The 23,256-nt window shown below is 72.2% G+C and carries 19 protein-coding genes; 16 read left to right on the forward strand and 3 right to left on the reverse strand.

Going from position 1 to position 23,256, the window contains the following annotated elements; genetic code table 11:
* Positions 1–58: 58 nt before the first annotated feature.
* Entirely contained in the window at positions 59–559 is a 501-nt protein-coding gene (gene bldD, locus ABD236_RS28580) for a transcriptional regulator BldD (protein ID WP_067155757.1), read from the reverse strand.
* Positions 560–786: 227 nt separating this feature from the next.
* Between bldD and pyrR the strand changes: the two genes are divergently transcribed.
* From pyrR to ABD236_RS28650, 14 genes are all read left to right on the forward strand, one after another.
* Positions 787–1,362 carry a bifunctional pyr operon transcriptional regulator/uracil phosphoribosyltransferase PyrR gene (gene pyrR, locus ABD236_RS28585; RefSeq protein ID WP_344078505.1) on the forward strand — a complete coding sequence of 192 codons (576 nt, stop codon included), beginning with the start codon at positions 787–789 and terminating at the stop codon, positions 1,360–1,362.
* 95 nt (positions 1,363–1,457) lie between these two features.
* The gene (locus ABD236_RS28590; RefSeq protein WP_344078507.1) at positions 1,458–2,444 is read left to right on the forward strand and encodes an aspartate carbamoyltransferase catalytic subunit; all 987 of its coding nucleotides are present in this window, start codon (positions 1,458–1,460) and stop codon (positions 2,442–2,444) included.
* A gap of 2 nt (positions 2,445–2,446) precedes the next feature.
* Entirely contained in the window at positions 2,447–3,733 is a 1,287-nt protein-coding gene (locus tag ABD236_RS28595; protein WP_344078509.1) for a dihydroorotase, read from the forward strand.
* On the forward strand, positions 3,730–4,320 hold the full coding sequence (locus ABD236_RS28600) for a PH-like domain-containing protein (protein ID WP_344078511.1): 591 nt from the start codon (positions 3,730–3,732) through the stop codon (positions 4,318–4,320). The genes ABD236_RS28595 and ABD236_RS28600 overlap by 4 nt, the downstream gene beginning before the upstream one ends.
* Positions 4,317–5,456, forward strand: a complete 1,140-nt coding sequence (carA, locus tag ABD236_RS28605; RefSeq protein WP_344078513.1) for a glutamine-hydrolyzing carbamoyl-phosphate synthase small subunit — start codon at positions 4,317–4,319, stop codon at positions 5,454–5,456. Before ABD236_RS28600 ends, carA begins: the two co-directional genes overlap by 4 nt.
* Complete coding sequence (carB, locus tag ABD236_RS28610; protein WP_344078515.1) at positions 5,449–8,757, forward strand: carbamoyl-phosphate synthase large subunit; 3,309 nt, start codon at positions 5,449–5,451, stop codon at positions 8,755–8,757. The genes carA and carB overlap by 8 nt, the downstream gene beginning before the upstream one ends.
* Before the next feature lie 57 nt (positions 8,758–8,814).
* Positions 8,815–9,924, forward strand: coding sequence for a quinone-dependent dihydroorotate dehydrogenase (locus ABD236_RS28615; RefSeq protein ID WP_344078518.1), 1,110 nt, complete (start codon positions 8,815–8,817; stop codon positions 9,922–9,924).
* The gene (gene pyrF / locus ABD236_RS28620; RefSeq protein ID WP_344078520.1) at positions 9,921–10,760 is read left to right on the forward strand and encodes an orotidine-5'-phosphate decarboxylase; all 840 of its coding nucleotides are present in this window, start codon (positions 9,921–9,923) and stop codon (positions 10,758–10,760) included. Before ABD236_RS28615 ends, pyrF begins: the two co-directional genes overlap by 4 nt.
* Before the next feature lie 275 nt (positions 10,761–11,035).
* Positions 11,036–11,359, forward strand: a complete 324-nt coding sequence (locus tag ABD236_RS28625) for an integration host factor (RefSeq protein WP_016638838.1) — start codon at positions 11,036–11,038, stop codon at positions 11,357–11,359.
* A 38-nt stretch (positions 11,360–11,397) separates the two neighbouring features.
* A complete protein-coding gene (gene gmk, locus ABD236_RS28630) occupies positions 11,398–11,991 on the forward strand; it encodes a guanylate kinase (protein WP_190089523.1) in 594 nt (197 codons plus the stop codon).
* Between the two features lie 26 nt (positions 11,992–12,017).
* On the forward strand, positions 12,018–12,290 hold the full coding sequence (gene rpoZ, locus ABD236_RS28635) for a DNA-directed RNA polymerase subunit omega (RefSeq protein ID WP_003970369.1): 273 nt from the start codon (positions 12,018–12,020) through the stop codon (positions 12,288–12,290).
* Positions 12,291–12,368: 78 nt separating this feature from the next.
* Complete coding sequence (coaBC, locus tag ABD236_RS28640; protein ID WP_344078526.1) at positions 12,369–13,586, forward strand: bifunctional phosphopantothenoylcysteine decarboxylase/phosphopantothenate--cysteine ligase CoaBC; 1,218 nt, start codon at positions 12,369–12,371, stop codon at positions 13,584–13,586.
* Between the two features lie 241 nt (positions 13,587–13,827).
* Positions 13,828–15,036: a methionine adenosyltransferase gene (gene metK, locus ABD236_RS28645; RefSeq protein ID WP_344078528.1), complete on the forward strand. Its 1,209-nt coding sequence runs from the start codon at positions 13,828–13,830 to the stop codon at positions 15,034–15,036.
* Between the two features lie 98 nt (positions 15,037–15,134).
* Positions 15,135–17,276 carry a primosomal protein N' gene (locus tag ABD236_RS28650; protein ID WP_344078530.1) on the forward strand — a complete coding sequence of 714 codons (2,142 nt, stop codon included), beginning with the start codon at positions 15,135–15,137 and terminating at the stop codon, positions 17,274–17,276.
* Positions 17,277–17,620: 344 nt separating this feature from the next.
* On the opposite strand, the gene ABD236_RS28655 is transcribed toward ABD236_RS28650, so the two are convergent.
* Positions 17,621–18,151 (reverse strand): hypothetical protein, encoded by a 531-nt coding sequence (locus tag ABD236_RS28655; RefSeq protein WP_344078532.1) that lies wholly within the window; start codon positions 18,149–18,151, stop codon positions 17,621–17,623.
* Positions 18,152–18,442: 291 nt separating this feature from the next.
* Between ABD236_RS28655 and fmt the strand changes: the two genes are divergently transcribed.
* Together fmt and ABD236_RS28665 are read left to right on the forward strand one after the other, a co-directional pair.
* The gene (fmt, locus tag ABD236_RS28660; RefSeq protein ID WP_344078534.1) at positions 18,443–19,372 is read left to right on the forward strand and encodes a methionyl-tRNA formyltransferase; all 930 of its coding nucleotides are present in this window, start codon (positions 18,443–18,445) and stop codon (positions 19,370–19,372) included.
* Positions 19,373–19,483: 111 nt separating this feature from the next.
* A complete protein-coding gene (locus tag ABD236_RS28665; RefSeq protein WP_344078536.1) occupies positions 19,484–20,941 on the forward strand; it encodes an RsmB/NOP family class I SAM-dependent RNA methyltransferase in 1,458 nt (485 codons plus the stop codon).
* On the opposite strand, the gene ABD236_RS28670 is transcribed toward ABD236_RS28665, so the two are convergent.
* On the reverse strand, positions 20,938–23,121 hold the full coding sequence (locus tag ABD236_RS28670) for an MMPL family transporter (RefSeq protein WP_344078538.1): 2,184 nt from the start codon (positions 23,119–23,121) through the stop codon (positions 20,938–20,940). The genes ABD236_RS28665 and ABD236_RS28670 overlap by 4 nt on opposite strands.
* Positions 23,122–23,256 lie beyond the last annotated feature (135 nt).

The raw sequence follows: 23,256 nt of genomic DNA on the forward strand, positions 1-23,256 counted from the left end.
CCCCTGAAGGTCCCGGCCGGCCCGGCGGCGGCACGTTTCTGCTGAAGCGCCGAAGGCGTCAGTTGTCCTCGTGGGCGACCGCGCGGCGCGCGTCCGCGTCCAGGACGCCCCAGCTGATCAGCTGCTCGGTGAGGACCGAGGGCGACTGGTCGTAGATCACGGCGAGGGTGCGCAGGTCGTCCTGGCGGATCGACAGCACCTTGCCGTTGTAGTCGCCGCGCTGCGACTGGATCGTCGCCGCGTACCTCTGCAGCGGGCCCGCCTTCTCCGGCGGGACGTGCGCGAGGCGCTCCAGGTCGAGGACGAGCTTCGGCGGCGGCTCGGCGGCGCCGCCGGGCGTGGTGCCGGGCAGCAGCTCCTGCACCGGGACCCCGTAGAAGTCGGCCAGCTCGGCAAGGCGCTGCACGGTCACGGCGCGGTCACCGCGCTCGTACGACCCGACCACGACGGCCTTCCAGCGGCCCTGGGACTTCTCCTCCACACCATGGAGGGACAGACCCTGCTGGGTGCGGATGGCGCGGAGCTTGGCCCCGAGCTGTTTTGCGTATTCGCTGGACATATAGCTCCCCGGACGCTGGCAACGTGCGGACTCCGCCGCGTGGCTGGTAACTCACTGTGAGGTTACGCAGCGTTACTTGGCTGCGTCAAGCCGAATGGTCCATACCCCCACCCCAGACGGGTGACGGCCCCGTGTGGAGACGGCCGAAGGCCCTGGTACCGTGGACGATGTAATTCCGACGTCCTTTAAGGTCCGTCCCGTGAGGCGGAGAAGGAGGTCCGTTTCGTATGGACACGCAACAGCCCGATGCGGCGCGCCCGGTTCTCGAGGGCCCCGACATCGCGCGGGTACTGACCCGCATCGCCCACGAGATCGTCGAACGCGCCAAGGGCGCCGACGACGTGGTGCTCCTCGGCATTCCCACCCGTGGCGTCTTCCTCGCCCGCAGGCTCGCCGACAAGCTCGAAGAGATCACCGCCGGCAAGGTCCCGGTCGGCTCCCTCGACATCACCATGTACCGCGACGACCTGCGCATGCACCCGCCGCGCGCGCTGGCCCGCACCGAGATCCCCGGTGACGGCCTGGACGGCAAGCTGGTCGTCCTCGTCGACGACGTGCTCTTCTCCGGGCGCACCATCCGCGCCGCGCTCGACGCGCTGAACGACATCGGCCGCCCGCGCGCCGTACAGCTCGCGGTCCTGGTCGACCGCGGCCACCGCGAACTCCCGATCCGCGCCGACTACGTCGGCAAGAACCTCCCGACGTCGCTGCGGGAGACGGTCAAGGTCCTGCTCGCCGAGGAGGACGGCCGCGACGCCGTGCTGCTCGGTGCCAAGCGGACCGTCCCGGCCGGCGAGCAGTAAGTACACCTCCGTACGGGGCACGGGCCGCACCGGCCCGTGCGGTACTTCCGCGCGCCCGCACGCCCGAACCTCCACCCTCCTGGAGAAGAAACCAGATGAAGCGTCACCTCATCTCGGCCGCCGACCTCACCCGCGACGACGCCGTGCTCATCCTCGACACCGCCGAAGAGATGGCCCGGGTCGCCGACCGGCCGATCAAGAAGCTGCCCACCCTGCGCGGCCGTACCGTCGTCAACCTCTTCTTCGAGGACTCGACGCGCACTCGGATCTCCTTCGAGGCCGCCGAGAAGCGGCTGTCCGCGGACGTCATCAACTTCACCGCCAAGGGATCGAGCGTCTCCAAGGGCGAGTCCCTGAAGGACACCGCCCAGACCCTCGAAGCCATGGGCGTGGACGCCGTCGTCATCCGGCACGGCGCCTCCGGCGCGCCCTACCGGCTCGCCACCTCCGACTGGATCGACGCGGCCGTCATCAACGCCGGTGACGGCACCCACCAGCACCCCACCCAGGCCCTGCTCGACGCCTTCACCATGCGCCGCCGGCTGGTCGGCAAGGACGCGGGCCTGGGCCAGGACCTGGCCGGCAAGCGCATCACCCTGGTGGGCGACGTGCTGCACAGCCGGGTGGCCCGCTCCAACGTCGACCTGCTGCACACGCTGGGCGCCGAGGTCACCCTGGTGGCCCCGCCCACCCTGCTGCCGGTCGGCGTCGACCACTGGACCTGCGACGTCTCCTACGACCTCGACAGCGTGCTGCCGAAGTCGGACGCGGTGATGATGCTGCGTGTGCAGCGCGAGCGGATGAACGCCGCCTTCTTCCCGACCGAGCGCGAGTACTCGCGGCGGTACGGCCTGGACGGCGAGCGGATGGCGAGGATGCCCGAGCACGGCATCGTGATGCACCCCGGCCCGATGGTCCGGGGCATGGAGATCACCGCCGAGGTCGCCGACTCCGACCGCTGCACCGTCGTCGAGCAGGTCGCCAACGGCGTCCACACCCGTATGGCGGTCCTCTATCTGCTTCTGGGCGGCAACGAGCCCGCCGTCAGCCACGCCCGCCCCGTCGATTCGGAGACCAAGTAATCATGAGCAAGATCCTCATCCGTGGTGCGAAGGTGCTGGGCGGCGAGGTCCAGGACGTCCTGATCGACGGCGAGACGATCGCGGCCGTCGCCGCCGGGCTCTCCGCCGAGGGCGCCCGGGTGATCGAGGCCGACGGGCAGATCCTGCTCCCCGGCCTGGTCGACCTGCACACCCATCTGCGCGAGCCGGGCCGCGAGGACTCCGAGACGGTCCTCACCGGCACCCAGGCCGCCGCCCGCGGCGGCTACACCTCGGTGTTCGCCATGGCCAACACCTTCCCGGTGGCCGACACCGCAGGCGTCGTCGAGCAGGTCTGGCGGCTCGGCCGCGAGCACGGCTACTGCGACGTGCAGCCCATCGGCGCCGTCACCGTCGGCCTGGAGGGCAAGCAGCTCGCCGAGCTCGGCGCGATGCACGACTCGGCCGCGGGCGTCACCGTCTTCTCCGACGACGGCAAGTGCGTCGACGACGCGGTGATCATGCGCCGCGCCCTGGAGTACGTGAAGGCCTTCGGCGGCGTCGTCGCCCAGCACGCCCAGGAGCCCCGCCTGACCGAGGGCGCCCAGATGAACGAGGGCGTCGTCTCCGCGGAGCTGGGCCTCGGCGGCTGGCCCGCCGTCGCCGAGGAGTCGATCATCGCGCGCGATGTGCTGCTCGCCGAGCACGTCGGCTCCCGGGTGCACATCTGCCACCTCTCCACGGCCGGCTCGGTCGAGATCGTCCGCTGGGCCAAGTCGCGCGGCATCGACGTGACCGCCGAGGTCACCCCGCACCACCTGCTCCTCACCGACGAGCTGGTCCGCTCGTACAACCCGGTCTACAAGGTGAACCCGCCGCTGCGCACCGAGGCCGACGTGCTGGCGCTGCGCGAGGCGCTGGCGGACGGCACGATCGACATCGTCGCCACCGACCACGCCCCGCACCCGCACGAGGACAAGGACTGCGAGTGGGCCGCGGCCGCCATGGGCATGGTGGGCCTGGAGACCGCGCTCTCCGTCGTCCAGCACACCATGGTCGACTCCGGCCTGATGAACTGGGCGGACGTCGCCGAGCGGATGTCGTTCAAGCCCGCGCGGATCGGCGGCGCCGACGACCACGGCCGCCCCGTCTCGGCAGGCGAGCCCGCCAACCTGACGCTGGTGGATCCGGCATACCGTGGTCCCGTGAACCCCGCGGGCTTCGCCTCCCGCAGCCGCAACACCCCCTACGAGGGCCGCGAGCTGCCGGGTCGCGTCACCCACACCTTCCTGCGGGGCAGGGCGACGGTCGCGGACGGGAAGCTGGCATGACACCTGCACTCATCGATCTCGGCGGGGCGGCACTGGCCGCCGAGCAGAAGTCGGCCGAAGTGACGCACTGGGGGGCCCGGATCGCCTGGGTCGTCGGCGTGCTGATCTTCGTCGGGTTCGTCTACTGGCTGATGCGCCAGGGCTGGAAGTGGCGCGGCACCCTCCAGTCGGACCTGCCCGAGCTGCCCGCCGTGCCCAAGGCGACCGGCCCGGCGACACTGAGCATGAGCGGCCGCTACCACGGCTCCACCACCGCCGGGCAGTGGCTCGACCGGATCGTCGCGCACGGTCTGGGTGTGCGCAGCAAGGCCGAGCTCACCCTGACGGCCGAGGGAGTGAACGTCGTACGCCCCGGGGCGGACGACTTCTTCATCCCGGCCGCCGCACTGCGCGAGGCCCGGTCCGAGAAGGCCCTCGCCGGAAAGGTGCTCCCGGAGGGCGGCCTGCTGGTCGTCACCTGGGCCCACGGCGACAAGCTGATCGACTCCGGCTTCCGCTCCGACCGGGCGTCCGAGCACGCCGCCTGGATCGAGGCCATCAACTCCATGAACCACCCCACCACCACGACGGAAGGCGCCGCACGATGACGACCTCCACCAGAGGAGCCAAGGCTCCCGCAGTACTCGTCCTGGAGGACGGCCGTACGTTCCACGGCCGCGCCTACGGGGCCGTGGGGGTGACCTTCGGCGAGGCCGTGTTCTCCACCGGTATGACCGGCTACCAGGAGACCCTCACCGACCCGTCGTACCACCGCCAGGTCGTCGTGATGACCGCGCCGCACGTCGGCAACACGGGCGTCAACGACGAGGACCCCGAGTCCCAGCGGATCTGGGTCGCCGGCTACGTCGTGCGCGACCCCGCACGCGTGTCCTCCAACTGGCGCGCGAAGCGCTCCCTCGACGAGGAGCTGCGCGAGCAGGGCGTCGTCGGTATCTCCGGCATCGACACCCGCGCGCTCACCCGCCATCTGCGCGAGCGCGGCGCGATGCGCGTCGGCATCTTCTCCGGCAACGCGCTGCCCGACGCGGGCACCATGCTCGCCGAGGTCCGCCAGGCCCCCGAGATGTCGGGCGCCGACCTGTCCGCCGAGGTCGCCACCAAGGAGGCGTACGTCGTCCCCGCGATCGGTGAGAAGAAGTTCACCGTGGCCGCCGTCGACCTCGGCATCAAGGGCATGACCCCGCACCGGATGGCCGAGCGCGGCATCGAGGTGCATGTGCTGCCCGCGACCGCCACGGCCGAGGACGTCTACGCGGTCGACCCCGACGGCGTCTTCTTCTCCAACGGCCCCGGCGACCCGTCCACCGCCGACGGCCCGGTCTCCGTGATGAAGAGCGTCCTGGAGCGCAAGACCCCGCTGTTCGGCATCTGCTTCGGCAACCAGATCCTGGGCCGCGCGCTCGGCTTCGGCACGTACAAGCTGAAGTACGGCCACCGCGGCATCAACCAGCCCGTGCAGGACCGTACGACCGGCAAGGTCGAGGTCACCGCGCACAACCACGGATTCGCCGTCGACGCCCCCCTCGACAGGGTCTCCGACACCCCCTTCGGCCGCGCCGAGGTCTCCCACGTCTGCCTCAACGACGACGTGGTGGAGGGCCTCCAGCTGCTCGACCAGCCGGCCTTCAGCGTCCAGTACCACCCCGAAGCCGCCGCGGGTCCGCACGACGCCGCCTACCTCTTCGACCGCTTCGTCCAGCTCATGGAGGGCCAGCGTGCCTAAGCGCACCGATATCCAGTCCGTCCTGGTCATCGGCTCCGGCCCGATCGTCATCGGCCAGGCCGCGGAGTTCGACTACTCCGGCACCCAGGCCTGCCGTGTCCTGAAGGCCGAGGGCCTGCGGGTCATCCTGGTCAACTCCAACCCGGCCACGATCATGACCGACCCGGAGATCGCCGACGCCACGTACGTCGAGCCGATCACCCCGGAGTTCGTCGAGAAGATCATCGCCAAGGAGCGCCCGGACGCGCTGCTGCCCACCCTGGGCGGGCAGACCGCGCTCAACACCGCGATCTCCATGCACGAGCAGGGTGTGCTGGAGAAGTACGGCGTCGAGCTGATCGGCGCCAACGTCGAGGCGATCAACAAGGGCGAGGACCGCGACCTGTTCAAGGGCGTGGTGGAGGCCGTCAAGGCCAAGATCGGGTACGGCGAGTCCGCCCGCTCGGTGATCTGCCACTCCATGGACGACGTCCTCAAGGGTGTCGACACGCTGGGCGGCTACCCCGTCGTGGTGCGCCCCTCGTTCACGATGGGCGGCGCCGGTTCCGGCTTCGCGCACGACGAGGAGGAGCTGCGCCGTATCGCGGGGCAGGGCCTCACCCTCTCGCCGACCACCGAGGTGCTCCTGGAGGAGTCCATCCTGGGCTGGAAGGAGTACGAGCTGGAGCTGATGCGCGACAAGAACGACAACGTCGTGGTCGTCTGCTCCATCGAGAACTTCGACCCGATGGGTGTGCACACCGGTGACTCGATCACGGTGGCCCCGGCGATGACGCTGACCGACCGCGAGTACCAGCGCCTGCGGGACATCGGCATCGCGATCATCCGCGAGGTCGGGGTGGACACCGGCGGCTGCAACATCCAGTTCGCGATCGACCCGGACGACGGCCGGGTGATCGTCATCGAGATGAACCCGCGGGTCTCCCGCTCCTCCGCGCTGGCGTCGAAGGCCACCGGCTTCCCGATCGCGAAGATCGCCGCGAAGCTGGCCATCGGCTACACGCTGGACGAGGTCCCCAACGACATCACCGAGAAGACGCCGGCCTCCTTCGAGCCGACCCTCGACTACGTGGTGGTGAAGGCCCCCCGGTTCGCCTTCGAGAAGTTCCCCTCCGCCGACTCCACGCTGACGACCACCATGAAGTCGGTCGGCGAGGCCATGGCGATCGGCCGCAACTTCACCGAGGCCCTCCAGAAGGCGCTGCGCTCGCTGGAGAAGAAGGGCTCGCAGTTCACCTTCGTGGGCGAGCCCGGCGACAAGGACGTGCTGCTGCGCGAGGCGGTGCGCCCGACCGACGGCCGGATCAACACGGTCATGCAGGCCATCCGCGCGGGCGCCACGCCCGAGGAGGTCTTCGACGCCACCAGGATCGACCCGTGGTTCGTGGACCAGCTCTTCCTGATCAAGGAGATCGCGGACGAGCTCGCCGCCGCCGACAAGCTGGAGCCCCAGCTGCTCGCCGAGGCCAAGCGGCACGGCTTCTCGGACGCCCAGATCGCCGGGATCCGGGGCCTGCGCGAGGACGTGGTGCGCGAGGTGCGGCACGCGCTCGGCGTGCGCCCGGTCTACAAGACGGTCGACACCTGCGCGGCCGAGTTCGCCGCGAAGACCCCGTACTTCTACTCCTCCTACGACGAGGAGTCGGAGGTCGCGCCGCGCGAGAAGCCCGCGGTGATCATCCTGGGATCGGGTCCGAACCGTATCGGCCAGGGCATCGAGTTCGACTACTCCTGTGTCCACGCCTCCTTCGCGCTGAGCGACGCGGGCTACGAGACGGTGATGGTCAACTGCAACCCGGAGACCGTCTCCACCGACTACGACACCTCCGACCGCCTCTACTTCGAGCCGCTCACGCTCGAAGACGTACTGGAGATCGTCCACGCCGAGACGCTGGCCGGTCCGGTGGCCGGTGTGGTGGTGCAGCTCGGCGGTCAGACCCCGCTGGGTCTGTCGCAGGCGCTCAAGGACAACGGCGTCCCGGTCGTCGGCACCCCGCCGGAGGCCATTCACGCCGCCGAGGACCGCGGCGCCTTCGGCCAGGTGCTCGCCGAGGCCGGGCTGCCCGCGCCCAAGCACGGCACCGCCACCACCTTCGCGGGTGCGAAGGCGATCGCGGACGAGATCGGCTATCCGGTCCTGGTGCGCCCCTCGTACGTGCTGGGCGGGCGCGGGATGGAGATCGTCTACGACGAGGCCCGCCTCCAGTCGTACATCGCGGAGTCCACCGAGATCTCCCCGACCCGTCCGGTCCTGGTCGACCGCTTCCTCGACGACGCCATCGAGATCGACGTGGACGCGCTCTACGACGGCACCGAGCTCTACCTCGGCGGTGTCATGGAGCACATCGAGGAGGCCGGCATCCACTCCGGCGACTCGGCGTGCGCGCTGCCCCCGATCACGCTCGGCGGCTTCGACATCAAGCGTCTGCGCGCCTCCACCGAGGCCATCGCCAAGGGCGTCGGGGTGCGCGGCCTGATCAACATCCAGTTCGCGATGGCGGGTGACATCCTCTACGTCCTGGAGGCCAACCCGCGCGCCTCGCGTACCGTCCCCTTCACCTCGAAGGCGACCGCGGTGCCGCTCGCCAAGGCGGCCGCCCGTATCTCGCTGGGCGCCACCGTCGCCGAGCTGCGCGAGGAGGGCCTGCTGCCGAGGAACGGTGACGGCGGCACGCTGCCGCTGGACGCGCCGATCTCCGTCAAGGAGGCCGTGATGCCGTGGTCGCGCTTCCGCGACATCCACGGCCGCGGCGTCGACACCGTGCTGGGCCCGGAGATGCGCTCCACCGGCGAGGTCATGGGCATCGACTCGGTCTTCGGCACCGCCTACGCCAAGTCGCAGGCCGGTGCCTACGGCCCGCTGCCGACCAAGGGACGGGCGTTCATCTCGGTCGCCAACCGCGACAAGCGCTCGATGATCTTCCCGGCCCGCGAGCTCGTCGCCCACGGCTTCGAACTCCTCGCCACCTCCGGCACCGCCGAGGTCCTCAAGCGCAACGGCATCAACGCCACCGTCGTGCGCAAGCAGTCCGAGGGCGAGGGCCCGAACGGTGAGAAGACCATCGTCCAGCTCATCCACGACGGCCAGGTCGACCTCATCGTCAACACCCCGTACGGCACCGGCGGCCGCCTCGACGGCTACGAGATCCGTACGGCGGCGGTGGCGCGCAGCGTCCCCTGCCTGACCACGGTCCAGGCCCTGGCGGCCGCCGTACAGGGCATCGACGCGCTCAACCACGGCGACGTGGGCGTCCGTTCGCTCCAGGAACACGCGGAACACCTGACCGCGGCCCGCGACTAGCAAACGCCCGAGGGGGACACCGGAATCCGGTGTCCCCCTCCGCATGAGGACTCCGACATGTACAAGCTCTTCTTCCACCTGGTCTTCAAGCGCATGGACCCGGAGCAGGCCCACTACCTGGCCTTCCGCTGGATCCGCCTCGCCGCCCGCGTCCCCGTGCTGCGCACCTTCGTCGCGGCGGCCCTCGCGCCCCGCTACGAGGAGCTGCGCACCGAGGCCTTCGGCCTGCGGATGCACGGCCCGTTCGGCCTCGCCGCGGGCTTCGACAAGAACGCCGTGGCCATCGACGGCATGTCGATGCTCGGCTTCGACCACATCGAGATCGGCACGGTCACCGGCGAGGCCCAGCCCGGCAACCCCAAGAAGCGGCTGTTCCGGCTGGTCCAGGACCGCGCGCTGATCAACCGCATGGGCTTCAACAACGAGGGCTCGGCCGCCGTCGCCGAGCGCCTGGCGGCCCGCAAGGCCGTCTTCCGTACGACCGTCGGCGTCAACATCGGCAAGACCAAGGTCGTCGCCGAGGCGGACGCCGCCGCCGACTACGTGAAGTCGACCGAGCGGCTCGCCGCGCACGCCGACTACCTCGTGGTCAACGTGTCCTCGCCGAACACCCCCGGGCTGCGCAACCTCCAGGCGACCGAGTCGCTGCGGCCGCTGCTCACCGCGGTGCGCGAGGCCGCCGACCGCACGGTGACCTCCCGGCGGGTGCCGCTGCTCGTCAAGATCGCCCCGGACCTCGCGGACGAGGACGTCGACGCCGTCGCCGACCTCGCCGTAGAGCTCGGCCTGGACGGCATCATCGCCACCAACACCACCATCGCGCGCGAGGGCCTCGGCCTGAAGTCGGACCCGGCGCTGGTCAAGGAGACCGGCGGCCTCTCCGGCGCCCCCCTCAAGGAGCGCTCCCTGGAGGTCCTGAGCCGCCTCTACGCGCGCGTGGGCGACTCCCTCACCCTGGTGGGCGTCGGCGGCATCGAGACGGCCGAGGACGCCTGGCAGCGGATCCTGGCCGGGGCCACCCTGGTCCAGGGCTACAGCGCCTTCATCTACGAGGGCCCGTGCTACGCCCGCGCGATCCACAAGGGCCTCGCGGCCCGGCTCGCCGCCTCCCCGTACGCCACCCTCGCCGAGGCCGTCGGCGCCGAGACCCGAAAGGCCACCCAGTGACGCTTCCCTTCGGCGCCCGACTGCGCCACGCCATGGACGAGCGCGGGCCGCTCTGCGTCGGCATCGACCCGCACGCCTCGCTGCTCGCGGACTGGGGCCTGAACGACGACGTCGCGGGCGTGGAGCGGTTCTCCCGCTCGGTCGTGGAGGCGCTGGCCGAGCGGGTGGCCGTCTTCAAGCCGCAGGCGGCGTTCTTCGAGCGCTTCGGCTCGCGCGGCATCGCGGTCCTGGAGCGGACCGTCGCGGACGCCCGCGCGGCCGGCACGCTGGTCCTGATGGACGCCAAGCGCGGCGACATCGGCTCCACCATGGCCGCGTACGCCGAGACCTTCCTGCACAAGGACGCGCCGCTGTTCTCCGACGCGCTCACCGTCTCGCCCTACCTCGGCTACGGCTCCCTCAAGCCCGCCGTCGAGCTGGCCCGTGAGAGCGGCGCAGGTCTCTTCGTGCTCGCCCTGACCTCCAACCCGGAGGGCGCGGAGGTGCAGCGCGCGGTGCGCGAGGACGGCCGCACGATCGGCGCGACCATGCTGGCGCACCTGGCGGACGAGAACGCGGACGCGGCCCCGATGGGCTCCTTCGGCGCCGTGGTCGGTGCCACGCTCGGCGATCTGTCGGCCTTCGACCTCGACATCAACGGCCCGCTGCTCGCCCCGGGCATCGGGGCGCAGGGCGCGACGGCCGCGGATCTGCCCGCGGTGTTCGGCGCGGCCGTGCGCAACGTGGTCCCCAATGTGAGCCGGGGTGTTCTGCGTCACGGTCCCGATCTGACCGGACTGCGTGATTCCGCGACCCGTTTCGCGGACGAGATCCGTACGGCGGTGGCCTCGGCCTAGTCGGCCGCGGGTATTTCCCGGGAGTCCCTCGCGAGGAAGTTGACGCATTCCTTACCCAAAACCGGGGTGTTATGTCGCGAATGTCCTGGTCGGCAGAGGCTGACCAGGACTTTTCGTCTGTTCTCGCTGACTGGAGCGGTCTAGGCCGCTAGTCTCCGACGAGAGCAGAGACGAGCGAACGGGCATTGTGCGTCGCTCGTTGCTCGCCTGGTGTGGGGCGACTAGGTTCCTCACCGGTCCGTATCCGACAGTTCGACATCCGAGGTGACGTAGGCGTGGCTCTTCCGCCCCTTACCCCTGAACAGCGCGCAGCCGCGCTCGAAAAGGCCGCCGCGGCTCGCCGGGAGCGGGCCGAGGTCAAGAATCGACTCAAGCACTCCGGCGCCTCCCTCCACGAGGTCATCAAGCAGGGCCAGGAGAACGACGTCATCGGCAAGATGAAGGTCTCCGCCCTCCTTGAGTCCCTGCCCGGCGTGGGCAAGGTCCGGGCCAAGCAGATCATGGAGCGGCTGGGGATCTCCGAGAGCCGCCGAGTGCGGGGTCTCGGCTCCAACCAGATCGCATCCCTGGAGCGCGAGTTCGGCGGCTCCGGGGCCTGACGTCCCGGGCACCCCCGGGAAGCTGGAATAATCGGTGCATGGCAGCTTCACCCCGGGGGTCATCCCCCGTACCCCCGGACGCACGTCCGCGGCTGACCGTGCTCTCCGGCCCCTCCGGGGTCGGCAAGAGCACGGTCGTCGCTCATATGCGCAAGGTCCACCCCGAGGTCTGGCTCTCGGTGTCGGCGACGACCCGCAAGCCGCGCCCCGGCGAACGCCACGGCGTCCACTACTTCTTCGTGGACGACGAGGAGTTCGACAAGCTGGTCGCCAATGGCGAACTGCTGGAGTGGGCCGAGTTCGCGGGCAACCGCTACGGCACGCCGCGCCGCGCCGTCCTGGACCGCCTGGAGGCCGGTGAGCCGGTCCTCCTGGAGATCGACCTCCAGGGCGCCCGGCTGGTCCGCGAGTCGATGCCGGAGGCCCAGCTGGTCTTCCTGGCCCCGCCGAGCTGGGACGAGCTGGTCCGCCGGCTCACCGGCCGCGGCACCGAGGCGCCCGAGGTCATCGAGCGCCGGCTCGCCGCCGCGAAGATCGAACTGGCCGCCGAGGCGGAGTTCGATACGACCCTGGTCAACACCTCCGTCGAGGACGTAGCACGCGAGCTGCTAGCCTTGATGAAAGTTGCTTGATCTTTATCCCCCTTCGGAAGGCAGACGTGTCCTCTTCCATCACCACGCCCGAGGGCATCATCAACCCGCCGATTGATGAGCTGCTCGAAGCGACCGACTCGAAGTACAGCCTCGTGATCTACGCGGCCAAGCGCGCCCGCCAGATCAACGCGTACTACTCGCAGCTCGGTGAGGGCCTGCTGGAGTACGTCGGCCCGCTGGTGGACACCCACGTCCACGAGAAGCCGCTCTCCATCGCGCTTCGCGAGATCAACGCGGGTCTGCTGACCTCCGAGGCCATCGAGGGCCCGGCCCAGTAAGGCCTCCGTTCGTGTGACCACAGGCCCGGCAGAGCGACTGCCGGGCCTGTGGTGTGTCATAGGGGAGTACGTATCCGAATGCGGGGAGACGCGGTGGACAGGCCGAAGGTCGTTCTGGGGGTCAGCGGCGGGATCGCCGCCTACAAGGCGTGTGAGCTGCTGCGCAGGCTGACCGAGTCCGGGCACGACACCCGTGTGGTGCCGACCGCGTCCGCGCTGCACTTCGTGGGCGCGGCCACCTGGTCCGCGCTCTCCGGGCACCCGGTCTCCACCGAGGTCTGGAACGACGTCCACGAGGTGCCGCATGTGCGCATCGGCCAGCAGGCCGACCTCGTGGTGGTGGCCCCCGCCACCGCCGACATGCTCGCCAAGGCGGCCCACGGCCTCGCCGACGACCTGCTCACCAACACCCTGCTCACCGCGCGATGTCCGGTGGTCTTCGCCCCCGCGATGCACACCGAGATGTGGGAGCACCCCGCCACCCAGGAGAACGTGGCCACCCTGCGCCGCCGCGGCGCGGTCGTCATCGAGCCCGCGGTCGGCCGTCTGACCGGCGTCGACACGGGCAAGGGGCGGCTGCCCGACCCCGCCGAGATCTTCGAGGTCTGCCGCCGGGTGCTCGCGCGGGGCACCGCCGAGCGGGATCTCCAGGGCCGCCACGTGGTGGTCAGCGCGGGCGGCACGCGCGAGCCGCTGGACCCGGTCCGCTATCTGGGGAACCGTTCCTCCGGGAAGCAGGGGTACGCCCTGGCGCGCACCGCCGTGGCCCGCGGGGCCCGGGTCACCCTGATCGAGGCCAACACCGGGCTGCCCGACCCGGCCGGGGTGGACGTGGTCCGGGTGGGTACCGCTGTGCAACTGCGGGAGGCCGTTCTGAAGGCCGCCTCCGAGGCGGACGCGGTGGTCATGGCGGCCGCCGTCGCCGATTTCCGGCCGGAGTCGTACGCCGCCGGAAAGATCAAGAAGAAGGACGGCCAGGAGCCCGCGCCGCTCGCGCTGGTCCGCAATCCCGACATCCTCGCCGAGCTCTCCGCCGACCGGCCGCGCCCGGGCCAGGTGGTCGTCGGGTTCGCCGCCGAGACCGACGACGTCCTCGCCAACGGCCGTCAGAAGTTGCGGCGAAAGGGCTGTGACCTGCTGGTCGTCAATGAGGTGGGGGAGCGCAAGACCTTCGGCTCGGAGGAGAACGAGGCGGTCGTGCTGGCCGCCGACGGAGCCGAGACGCCGGTTCCGTACGGGCCCAAGGAAGCACTCGCGGACGTGGTGTGGGATCTCGTCGTTCCGCGTTTCGCATAAATTCACGTTCGCTCCGACGGCGGCTTCAAACCCGCCAAATTCCGGTCCACAAGCCTCTGGTGGAGCCAGATCTTCGTACCGCAGAATGCGGTGTCGCAGGTCACAGAGCTTTCAATGTGCGAGACAAGTGGCCCGGTGACCGGTGCCGACCGATAAACTGGTGGTGGAACGACGCCGGGCGCAGCCCCCGGCCCGTCCCACCCATGATCAGCCAGCAGCCGCTGCAACCCCAGGGAGCGTTGTGTCCCGTCGTCTGTTCACCTCGGAGTCCGTGACCGAGGGTCACCCCGACAAGATCGCTGACCAGATCAGCGACACGATCCTCGACGCGCTCCTGCGCGAGGACCCGACGTCCCGTGTCGCCGTGGAGACCCTGATCACCACGGGTCTGGTCCACGTCGCGGGCGAGGTCACGACCAAGGCGTATGCGCCGATCGCCCAGCTCGTCCGGGACAAGATCCTGGAGATCGGGTACGACTCGTCCAAGAAGGGCTTCGACGGCGCCTCCTGCGGCGTCTCGGTCTCCATCGGCGCGCAGTCCCCGGACATCGCGCAGGGCGTCGACACCGCGTACGAGAAGCGGGTCGAGGGCGACGAGGACGAGCTCGACAAGCAGGGCGCCGGCGACCAGGGCCTGATGTTCGGCTACGCGTGCGACGAGACGCCCGAGCTGATGCCGCTCCCGATCCACCTGGCGCACCGCCTCTCGCGGCGCCTGTCCGAGGTGCGCAAGAACGGGACCATCCCCTACCTGCGCCCCGACGGCAAGACCCAGGTCACCATCGAGTACGACGGCGACAAGGCCGTCCGCCTCGACACGGTCGTCGTCTCCTCGCAGCACGCGTCCGACATCGACCTGGACTCGCTGCTCGCGCCGGACATCCGCGAGTTCGTCGTCGAGCACGTGCTCAAGCAGCTCGTCGAGGACGGCATCAAGCTGGACACCGACGGCTACCGCCTGCTGGTCAACCCGACCGGCCGCTTCGAGATCGGCGGCCCGATGGGCGACGCCGGCCTCACCGGCCGCAAGATCATCATCGACACCTACGGCGGCATGGCCCGCCACGGCGGCGGCGCCTTCTCGGGCAAGGACCCGTCCAAGGTCGACCGCTCCGCCGCGTACGCGATGCGCTGGGTGGCCAAGAACGTCGTCGCCGCCGGCCTCGCGGCCCGCTGCGAGGTCCAGGTCGCGTACGCGATCGGCAAGGCCGAGCCGGTCGGCCTCTTCGTCGAGACCTTCGGCACCGCCACGATCGACACGGACAAGATCGAGCACGCCATCGCCGAGGTCTTCGACCTCCGCCCGGCCGCGATCATCCGCGACCTCGACCTGCTCCGCCCGATCTACGCCCAGACCGCCGCGTACGGCCACTTCGGCCGCGAACTCCCCGACTTCACGTGGGAGCGCACGGACCGGGTGGACGCGCTGCGGGCGGCGGCGGGTCTGTAACCGACCCGGCTTCCCGACGGCCCCGGACCTCTGCGGTCCGGGGCCGCCGTGCGTCCTGGCCCGCGCCGCTGTCAGTCCCGTCTGGTAGGAATTTGGCTGTGAGCAGCGAGAACGAGAAGTCGGGCGGGGGTGCCGAGGGGGGCGAGCAGCTCGCGCTGATTCGGGAGACCGTGCGGAAGGCCAAGGTGCCCAAGGCCAAGCCGCGGACCTGGCGGGGGGCCGCGCTGGCCAAGGGGCTGCCCGTGGCGCGGGTCGTGGTGGACAAAGGTGGCGTCCACCTCGACCGGTACTTCGACTACGCCGTGCCGGAGGAGCTGGACGCGGACGCGCAGCCGGGCGTGCGGGTGCGGGTGCGGTTCGGGGCCGGGGCGCGCAATGTCCAGGGCGGGCGCCGGGAGGGCGGCGGCCTGATCGACGGGTTCCTGGTCGAGCGGCTCGCCGCGTCCGACTACACGGGACCCCTCGCCGCGCTCGCTGACGTCGTCTCGCCGGAGCGGGTGCTCAGCCCCGAGATGCTGGCCCTGGCCCGCGCGGTCGCCGACCGGTACGCGGGGAGCCTGGCGGACGTCCTCCAGCTCGCGGTGCCGCCCAGGAACGCGCGGGCCGAGGCCAAGCCCTCGCCCGAGCCCGCGTCCCCGCCGCCGGTGCCGGACGCGGGGAGCTGGGTGCGGTACGGGAACGGGGGCGCGTTCCTGCGGGCGCTCGCCTCGGGCAGCGCGCCGCGCGCGGTGTGGACCGCGCTGCCCGGCCCGTCCTGGGCCGACGAGATCGCCCGGGCCGTCGCGGCCACGCTCGCGGGCGGGCGCGGCGCGCTGGTCGTGGTGCCCGACGGGCGCAGCGCCGGGCGGGTCGACGCCGCCCTCACCGCACTGCTCGGCGAGGGGCGGCACGCGCTGCTCACCGCCGAGTCCGGCCCCGAGAAGCGGTACCGGCAGTGGCTCGCCGTGCGGCGCGGCTCGGTGCGGGCCGTGGTCGGGACCCGGGCCGCGATGTTCGCGCCCGTCGAGAAGCTCGGCCTGGTGGTCGTCTGGGAGGACGGCGACTCCAGCCACAGCGACGACCACGCGCCCTTCCCCCATGTCCGCGAGGTCCTCGAACTGCGCGCCACCCACGACAAGTGCGCGTTCCTGCTGGGGAGTACGAGCTGTACGGTCGAGGCCGCGCAGCTCGTCGAGAGCGGCTGGGCGGCGCCGCTGGTGGCGGATCGCGCCACCGTACGGGCGGCGGCGCCGCTGGTGCGTACCGTCGGCGACGGCGAGCTCGCCCGCGACGAGGCCGCCCGGGCCGCCCGGCTGCCCAGCCTCGCCTGGCAGGCCGTCCGGGACGGGCTCAAGAGCGGCCCCGTCCTGGTCCAGGTGCCCCGGCGGGGCTATGTGCCCCGGCTCTCCTGCGAGCGGTGCCGTACGCCCGCCCGGTGCCGGCACTGCTCGGGCCCCCTGGAGGCACCGGACGAGCGGGACCTGCGGTGCGGGTGGTGCGGGCGGGGCGAGCCGCAATGGCACTGCGCGGAGTGCGGCGGCGTCCGGCTCAGGGCGCGGGTGGTGGGGGCGCGCCGGACCGCCGAGGAGCTGGGCCGGGCCTTCCCGGCCGTGCCGGTGCGGACCTCCGGGCGCGACCATGTGCTGGACAGCGTGCCCGGCCGGCCCGCGCTCGTCGTCTCCACCCCCGGCGCCGAGCCGGTCGCCGAGGGCGGTTACGCGGCGGCGCTGCTCCTGGACGGCTGGGCGATGCTGGGGCGGCCCGATCTGCGGGCCGGTGAGGAGGCGCTGCGGCGCTGGATCGGCGCGGCCTCGCTGGTGCGCGGCCAGGACGAGGGCGGCACGGTGGTGGTGGTCGCCGAGCCGACCCTGCGGCCGGTCCAGGCCCTGGTCCGCTGGGACCCGGTGGGCCACGCCCTGCGCGAGCTGGCCGAGCGGGCCGAGCTGGGCTTCCCGCCGGTGTCCCGGATGGCCGAGGTCATCGGCCGGGCGGAGGCCGTGGAGACGTTCCTGACGAACGCTCAGCTACCGCCCGACGCCCAGGTTCTGGGCCCGGTCCTGATGCGCCCCAGCGAGCCGGGCCGGGCCCGGCGCCCCGGTGACCCGCCGGTGGGGGAGACCTGGGAGCGGGCCCTGCTGAGGGTTCCCCCGGGCAGCGGCGCGGCCCTGGCCGCCGCACTGAAGACCGCCCAGGCGGGGCGGCTGGCGCGCGGGGGCGGCGATCCGGTGCGGATCAGGGTGGATCCGCCGGAGATCGGCTGACGGAACGCTGCGCGGCGCGGGTGCGGGGAGGGGCTGCCAGGGCGGTGCCCCCCGGCGCCCCGCAGGCGGGCGCCCTCGATGGCGGCCCGGGGTGGCACGCCGTGTACGCGCGGGGGCCGTGGCTCGTTCATGCGAGGCGCTGCGGCCCCGCAGGTCCGGGGCCGCCCCCGGCGAGCGCGGGTACCGGGCCTACGCGGCACCGGCCGCGCCGACGGCCTCGGCGCCCCCGGCACGCGCGAGCCGCCAGGCCCGCGAACGCGGGGCGCCCGACCCGTACACCCGCCCAGAAAGGTGCCCCCGGCGCACCACCAGCTGCGGCGAGGGCACGGAAGAGGAGCGGGCCGTCAGCCGTTGCGTGGGCCCGGGAACGCCGTTGTGCGGGCCTCCTCGCGCAGCGACTGCGAGGTCGCCGTCGGCTGGGGCGGCATCGAGCGCGCGGCCGGCACCGCGGGGATCCCGGCGGGCACCGGCAGGGTGCGCGTCACGGCCGCCTCGGCCGGGCGCTCGGCCTCGGCGGTCTGCGCGGCGGCCCGCCGCGCCCCGTAACGCCGGTGCACGGCCTGCTTGGTGACCCCGAGCGCCGAACCCACCGCGTCCCACGAGAAGCCCAGGGAGCGGTCGAAGTCCACCGCGGCGGTGACCAGGGTCTCCACGCTGTCCCGCAGCTCCTGGGCGAGCCGGACGGTGGGGGCGGGCGCCCTGCCGTAGACGACGAAGCCCGTGGACGGGCCGGAGCGGCGCGGACGGTAGACGTTGCCGAGCTGGGCGGTGAGGGTGCGCAGCGCGTCCACCTGCCGGCGGACCCGCTCGATGTCCCGCACCAACAGGTGCAGACTGGCCCGTGCCTGGGCGTCGTGGGTTGCGTGGTCGGCCATGAACAAGCCTCTCGGACCGGCGTTGTTGAAAAGGGATCGGGCCGCAGACGCGGCCCGTACGGTCAATCTCTCTTGACCAACGCGCCACCTGCTGTTGTGGTCACGCTGCGGGGGCGTATGGGCATATGCGCAGGGCGCGCGAGGTGGCGTACGCCCCTGTCCCCGTACCGCGAACGCAAACCCGAACAGCGCAATCGAACAGCGCGCGGCGGTACGGCCAGGACGGCCAACCGGCGGGCCAGGACACCCAATAGACTGGGCGTCGCTCTCTACAAAGCGAGGTACTCCCCAGTGAAGCTCGTCTTCGCAGGCACCCCCGAGGTCGCCGTTCCCGCCCTGGACGCCCTGATCGCCTCCGGCCGGCACGAGGTCGCCGCCGTGGTGACCCGGCCCGACGCGCCCGCCGGACGCGGCCGCCGGCTGGTGGCCAGCCCCGTCGCCCAGCGCGCCGAGGAGGCCGGCATCGAGGTGCTGAAGCCGGTGAAGCCGCGCGACGAGGACTTCCTGGCGCGGCTGCGCGAGATCGCCCCCGACTGCTGCCCGGTCGTCGCCTACGGCGCGCTGCTCCCGCAGGTGGCGCTGGACATCCCGGTGCACGGCTGGGTGAACCTGCACTTCTCGCTGCTGCCCGCCTGGCGCGGCGCGGCCCCCGTCCAGCACGCGCTGATGGCGGGCGACGAGATCACCGGCGCCTCGACGTTCCAGATCGAGCGGGGCCTGGACTCCGGCCCGCTGTACGGGACGGTGACCGAGGTCGTCCGCCCCACCGACACCAGCGGCGACCTGCTGACCCGGCTCGCCTTCGCCGGTTCCGGGCTGCTCGCCGCGACCATGGACGGCATCGAGGACGGCACCCTCAAGGCCGTCCCGCAGCCCGCTGAGGGGATCACCCTCGCCCCGAAGATCACCGTCGAGGACGCGCAGATCGACTGGTCCGCCCCGGCGCTCCGGGTCGACCGCGTGGTGCGCGGCTGTACGCCCGCCCCGGGCGCCTGGACCGTCTTCCGCGGCGAGCGGCTCAAGCTGGTCCAGGCGGTGCCGGTCCCGGACCGCACCGACCTGGCGCCGGGCGAGCTGTCCGCGGGCAAGAACAACGTGTACGTGGGCACCGGCTCGCACGCCGTCGAGCTGCTCTGGGTCCAGCCCCAGGGCAAGAAGCCGATGAAGGGCGCGGACTGGGCGCGGGGCGTGCGCATCGCCCCGGACGAGCACGTCGGCTGACCACGGGGGCGCACGAGGGCCGGCCGGGGCGCGCGACCCGGGTGGGGGCGCGCGGCGAACAGCCGTAGGCTGGTCGGGTTAGCACCATCTGACCAGCGGAGCACCTTCCACGTGAACGATCAGCCGCACGGCCGTCCCCGCAGCAGCGACGGCAAGGGCGGTGGCAAGCCGTACCGCCGCCCCAAGAAGGACCCCGTCCGCATCCTCGCCTTCGAGGCGCTGCGCGCCGTCGACGAGCGGGACGCGTACGCCAACCTCGTCCTGCCGCCGCTGCTGCGCAAGGCCCGCGAGGGCGGGAACTTCGACGGGCGCGACGCGGCGCTCGCCACCGAGCTCGTCTACGGCACGCTGCGCCGCCAGGGCACCTACGACGCGATCATCGCGGCCTGTATCGACCGGCCGCTGCGCGAGGTGGACCCGCCGGTCCTCGATGTGCTGGCGCTCGGCGCGCACCAGCTGCTCGGCACCCGCATCCCCAGCCACGCGGCGGTCTCCGCCAGCGTCGAGCTCGCCCGGGTGGTGCTCGGCGACGGCCGGGCCCGGTTCGTCAACGCCGTCCTGCGCAAGATCGCGGCGGACGACCTGGACGGCTGGCTGGAGAAGGTGGCGCCCCCGTACGACGAGGACGCCGAGGACCATCTGGCCATCGTCCATTCGCATCCGCGATGGGTCGTCTCGGCGCTCTGGGATGCGCTGGGCGGCGGCCGCGCGGGCATCGAGGACCTGCTGGAGGCCGACAACGAGCGGCCCGAGGTGACCCTGGTCGCCCGCCCCGGCCGGTCCACCACCGAGGAGCTCATGGCGGCGCTCGGCGAGGAGGGCGCGCTGCCCGGCCGCTGGTCGCCGTACGCGGTACGGATGGCCGAGGGCGGCGAGCCCGGCGCGCTCGACGCCGTGAAGGACGCCCGGGCCGGCGTGCAGGACGAGGGCAGCCAGCTGGTGGCCGTCGCACTCGCGAACGCGCCGATCGAGGGCCGGGACGAGCGCTGGCTGGACGGCTGCGCGGGTCCCGGCGGCAAGGCCGCGCTGCTCGGCGCGCTCGCCGCCGAGCGCGGGGCGGCGCTGCTCGCCTCCGAGAAGCAGCCCCACCGGGCCCGGCTGGTGGAGCGCGCGCTCGCCGGCAACCCCGGCCCGTACCAGGTGATCGCGGCCGACGGCACCCGGCCGCCGTGGCGCGAGGGCTCCTTCGACCGGGTCCTGATGGACGTGCCGTGCTCCGGGCTCGGCGCGCTGCGCCGCCGCCCCGAGGCCCGCTGGCGCCGCCGCCCCGAGGACCTGGAGGGCTTCGCGCCGCTCCAGCGCGGCCTGCTGCGCGAGGCCCTCTCGGCGGTCCGGGTCGGCGGTGTGGTCGGCTACGCGACCTGCTCGCCGCACCTCGCCGAGACGCGGATCGTGGTGGAGGACGTGCTCAAGGGCCGGGGCGGCGCTCCGGTCGAGGCCGAGTGGATCGACGTACGGCCGCTGATGCCCGGGGTCGCGGGCCTGGGCGAGGGCCCCGACGTACAGCTGTGGCCGCATCTGCACGGGACGGACGCGATGTATCTGGCGCTGCTGCGGCGTACGGCCTAGGAGGCCCTCGGGGTGTCGGTGGCCGGTCGCGGCTCCTCGGGGCGCGAGAGCCGGTGCGGCCACCACACCCGTCGGCCCACGTCCAAGAACAGCGACGTCACCAGGATCGAGCGGACGACGAAGGTGTCCAGCAGGACGCCCAGCGCCACCGCGAAGCCGATCTCGGCGAACGCCGTCATCGGCAGGGTGCCCAGCACCGCGAAGGTGCCCGCGAGCACCAGCCCCGCCGAGGTGATCACCGCGCCGGTCGCGGCCAGCGCGGTGAGGACACCGCGCCGGGTGCCCTGGTGGGTGGCCTCCTCGCGGATCCGGGTGGACAGGAAGATGTTGTAGTCGATGCCCAGGGCCACCAGGAAGACGAAGACGAACAGCGGGAAGTCGGTGGACTCGCCCGCGTAGTCGAAGAGATGGCGGAAGGCGAGCGCGCTGATGCCGAGCGCCGCCGCGAAGGAGAGCACGACCGTCGCGATGAGCAGCAGCGGCGCGACCAGGGCCCGCAGCAGGATCCCCAGGACACACAGCACCACCAGCAGCACCAGCGGGATGACCAGCTTGTTGTCGTGGGTGGTGGCCTTCTCCATGTCCAGGACCGCGGCTGTGCCGCCACCTACCTGGGCGTGGGCGCCGGGCACCGCGTGCACGGCGTCACGCACCCGCTCCACGGTCGCGTGCGCGGCCGCGCTGTCCGGGCTCGCGGTCATGGTGGCTTCCAGCAGGACCCGGCCGTCGTGCTCGGCTGCGGTGCCCGGTGGCACCCCGATCGACGCGGGCACCACGCCCTCGGTGGCGGCGACGGCCCGGCGCACCTGCGGCGCCCTGTCCGCCGCCGTGATGATCACCAGGGGGTCGCCGCTGCCCGCCGGGAAGTGCTTCGCCTGCACCTCGGCGCCGACGATCGAGTCCGGCCTCCCGGTGAACGCGTCCGCGTTGCTCAGACCATCCGCCTTCAGCTGGAACAGCCCGAACGAGAGCGCCGCGAGCACCACGGCGGTCGTCACCCAGACCGCACGGGGGCGGGTGGCGATACGGCGGCCGGTGTGCGCCCACACCCCCCGCGCGGTGGGGTCGGGGGAACCGAAGACGGGTCTGGCCGGCCAGAAGATCCACCGGCCGAAGATCACCAGGAGCGCCGGGAACAGGGTGAGCATGGCGAGCAGGGCGACCGCGACGCCGATGGCCGCGACCGGACCGAGGCCCTTGGTGGAGTTCATCTCGGCCACCAGCAGCACCAGCATGCCGAGGATGACTGTGGCGCCGCTGGCGAGCACCGCGGGCCCGGCCCGGTGCAGGGCGCGCGCCATCGCCTCGTGGCGGTCCTCGTGCCGGCGCAGCTCCTCGCGGTAGCGGGAGACGAGCAGCAGGGCGTAGTCCGTGCCCGCGCCGAAGACCAGCACGGTGAGGATGCCCGCGCTCTGTCCGTTCACGGTCAGGCCCGCGTGCCGGGCCAGCAGATAGATCACCGCCTGCGCGGCGGCCAGCGCCCAGACCACGGAGACCACCGGCACCAGGAGCAGCGTGGGACTGCGGTACGTGATCAGCAGCATCACCACGACCACCGCGAGCGCCGAGAACAGCAGGGTCGAGTCGATGCCGGAGAACGCCTTGGCGAAGTCGGCCGAGGTGCCGCCGGGGCCGGTGATGTGCGTCTGGAGCCCGCCGCGCGAGGCGCCGGACCGGTCGCGCAGCCTGTCGACCGCGTCCGCGATGTGGTTCCAGCCGTTCTTGTCCATCTTGATCGGCACGAGGATCTGCGCGGCCGTGTTCGCCGGGTCGAACAGCGGGCCCCGGACGCGGGCGCCCTGGATGCCGTCCGCGCTCAGCGCGCGCATCGCCGTCGCGTCGGCGTCGATCTTCTGCCGGTCGGCGGCGGTGAGGCCGCCCTCGCGCGCGTAGACGACGATCGCCGGGACCTCTTCGGGCCTGAACGCCTTGGCGGAGTCGAAGACTTGGGTGGACTCGGCGCTGCCGGGCAGCCACGAGGTCGCGTCGTTGTCCTGGGCGTCGGTGAGCTTCGAGGCGAGCGGAAAGGCGACCGCGACCACGATCAGCCAGAGGACCAGCACCAGCCACTTGGTGCGGCGGCCGCAGACCAGCCACGCGACCCCGCGGGGGCCCGGTCCCTGCCCGGTCGCCGCGGGGTGCTCCTGATGCGGGTTCCGGTGCGTGTGCGCGTCGGACATCACGTCCCCCAGGGGCCCGCGGTCGGCGCGGGATGCCGCTTCCGAAATGGCCTGAAACATTAGAATTACACGGAGCGTCCCGGTCCGGCGAGTCGTAGGAGAGACGTAGGTCTCGCCTCCCGGGGCACCGGAGTC

Source organism: Streptomyces crystallinus (assembly GCF_039521265.1).
Taxonomy (GTDB): domain Bacteria; phylum Actinomycetota; class Actinomycetes; order Streptomycetales; family Streptomycetaceae; genus Streptomyces; species Streptomyces crystallinus.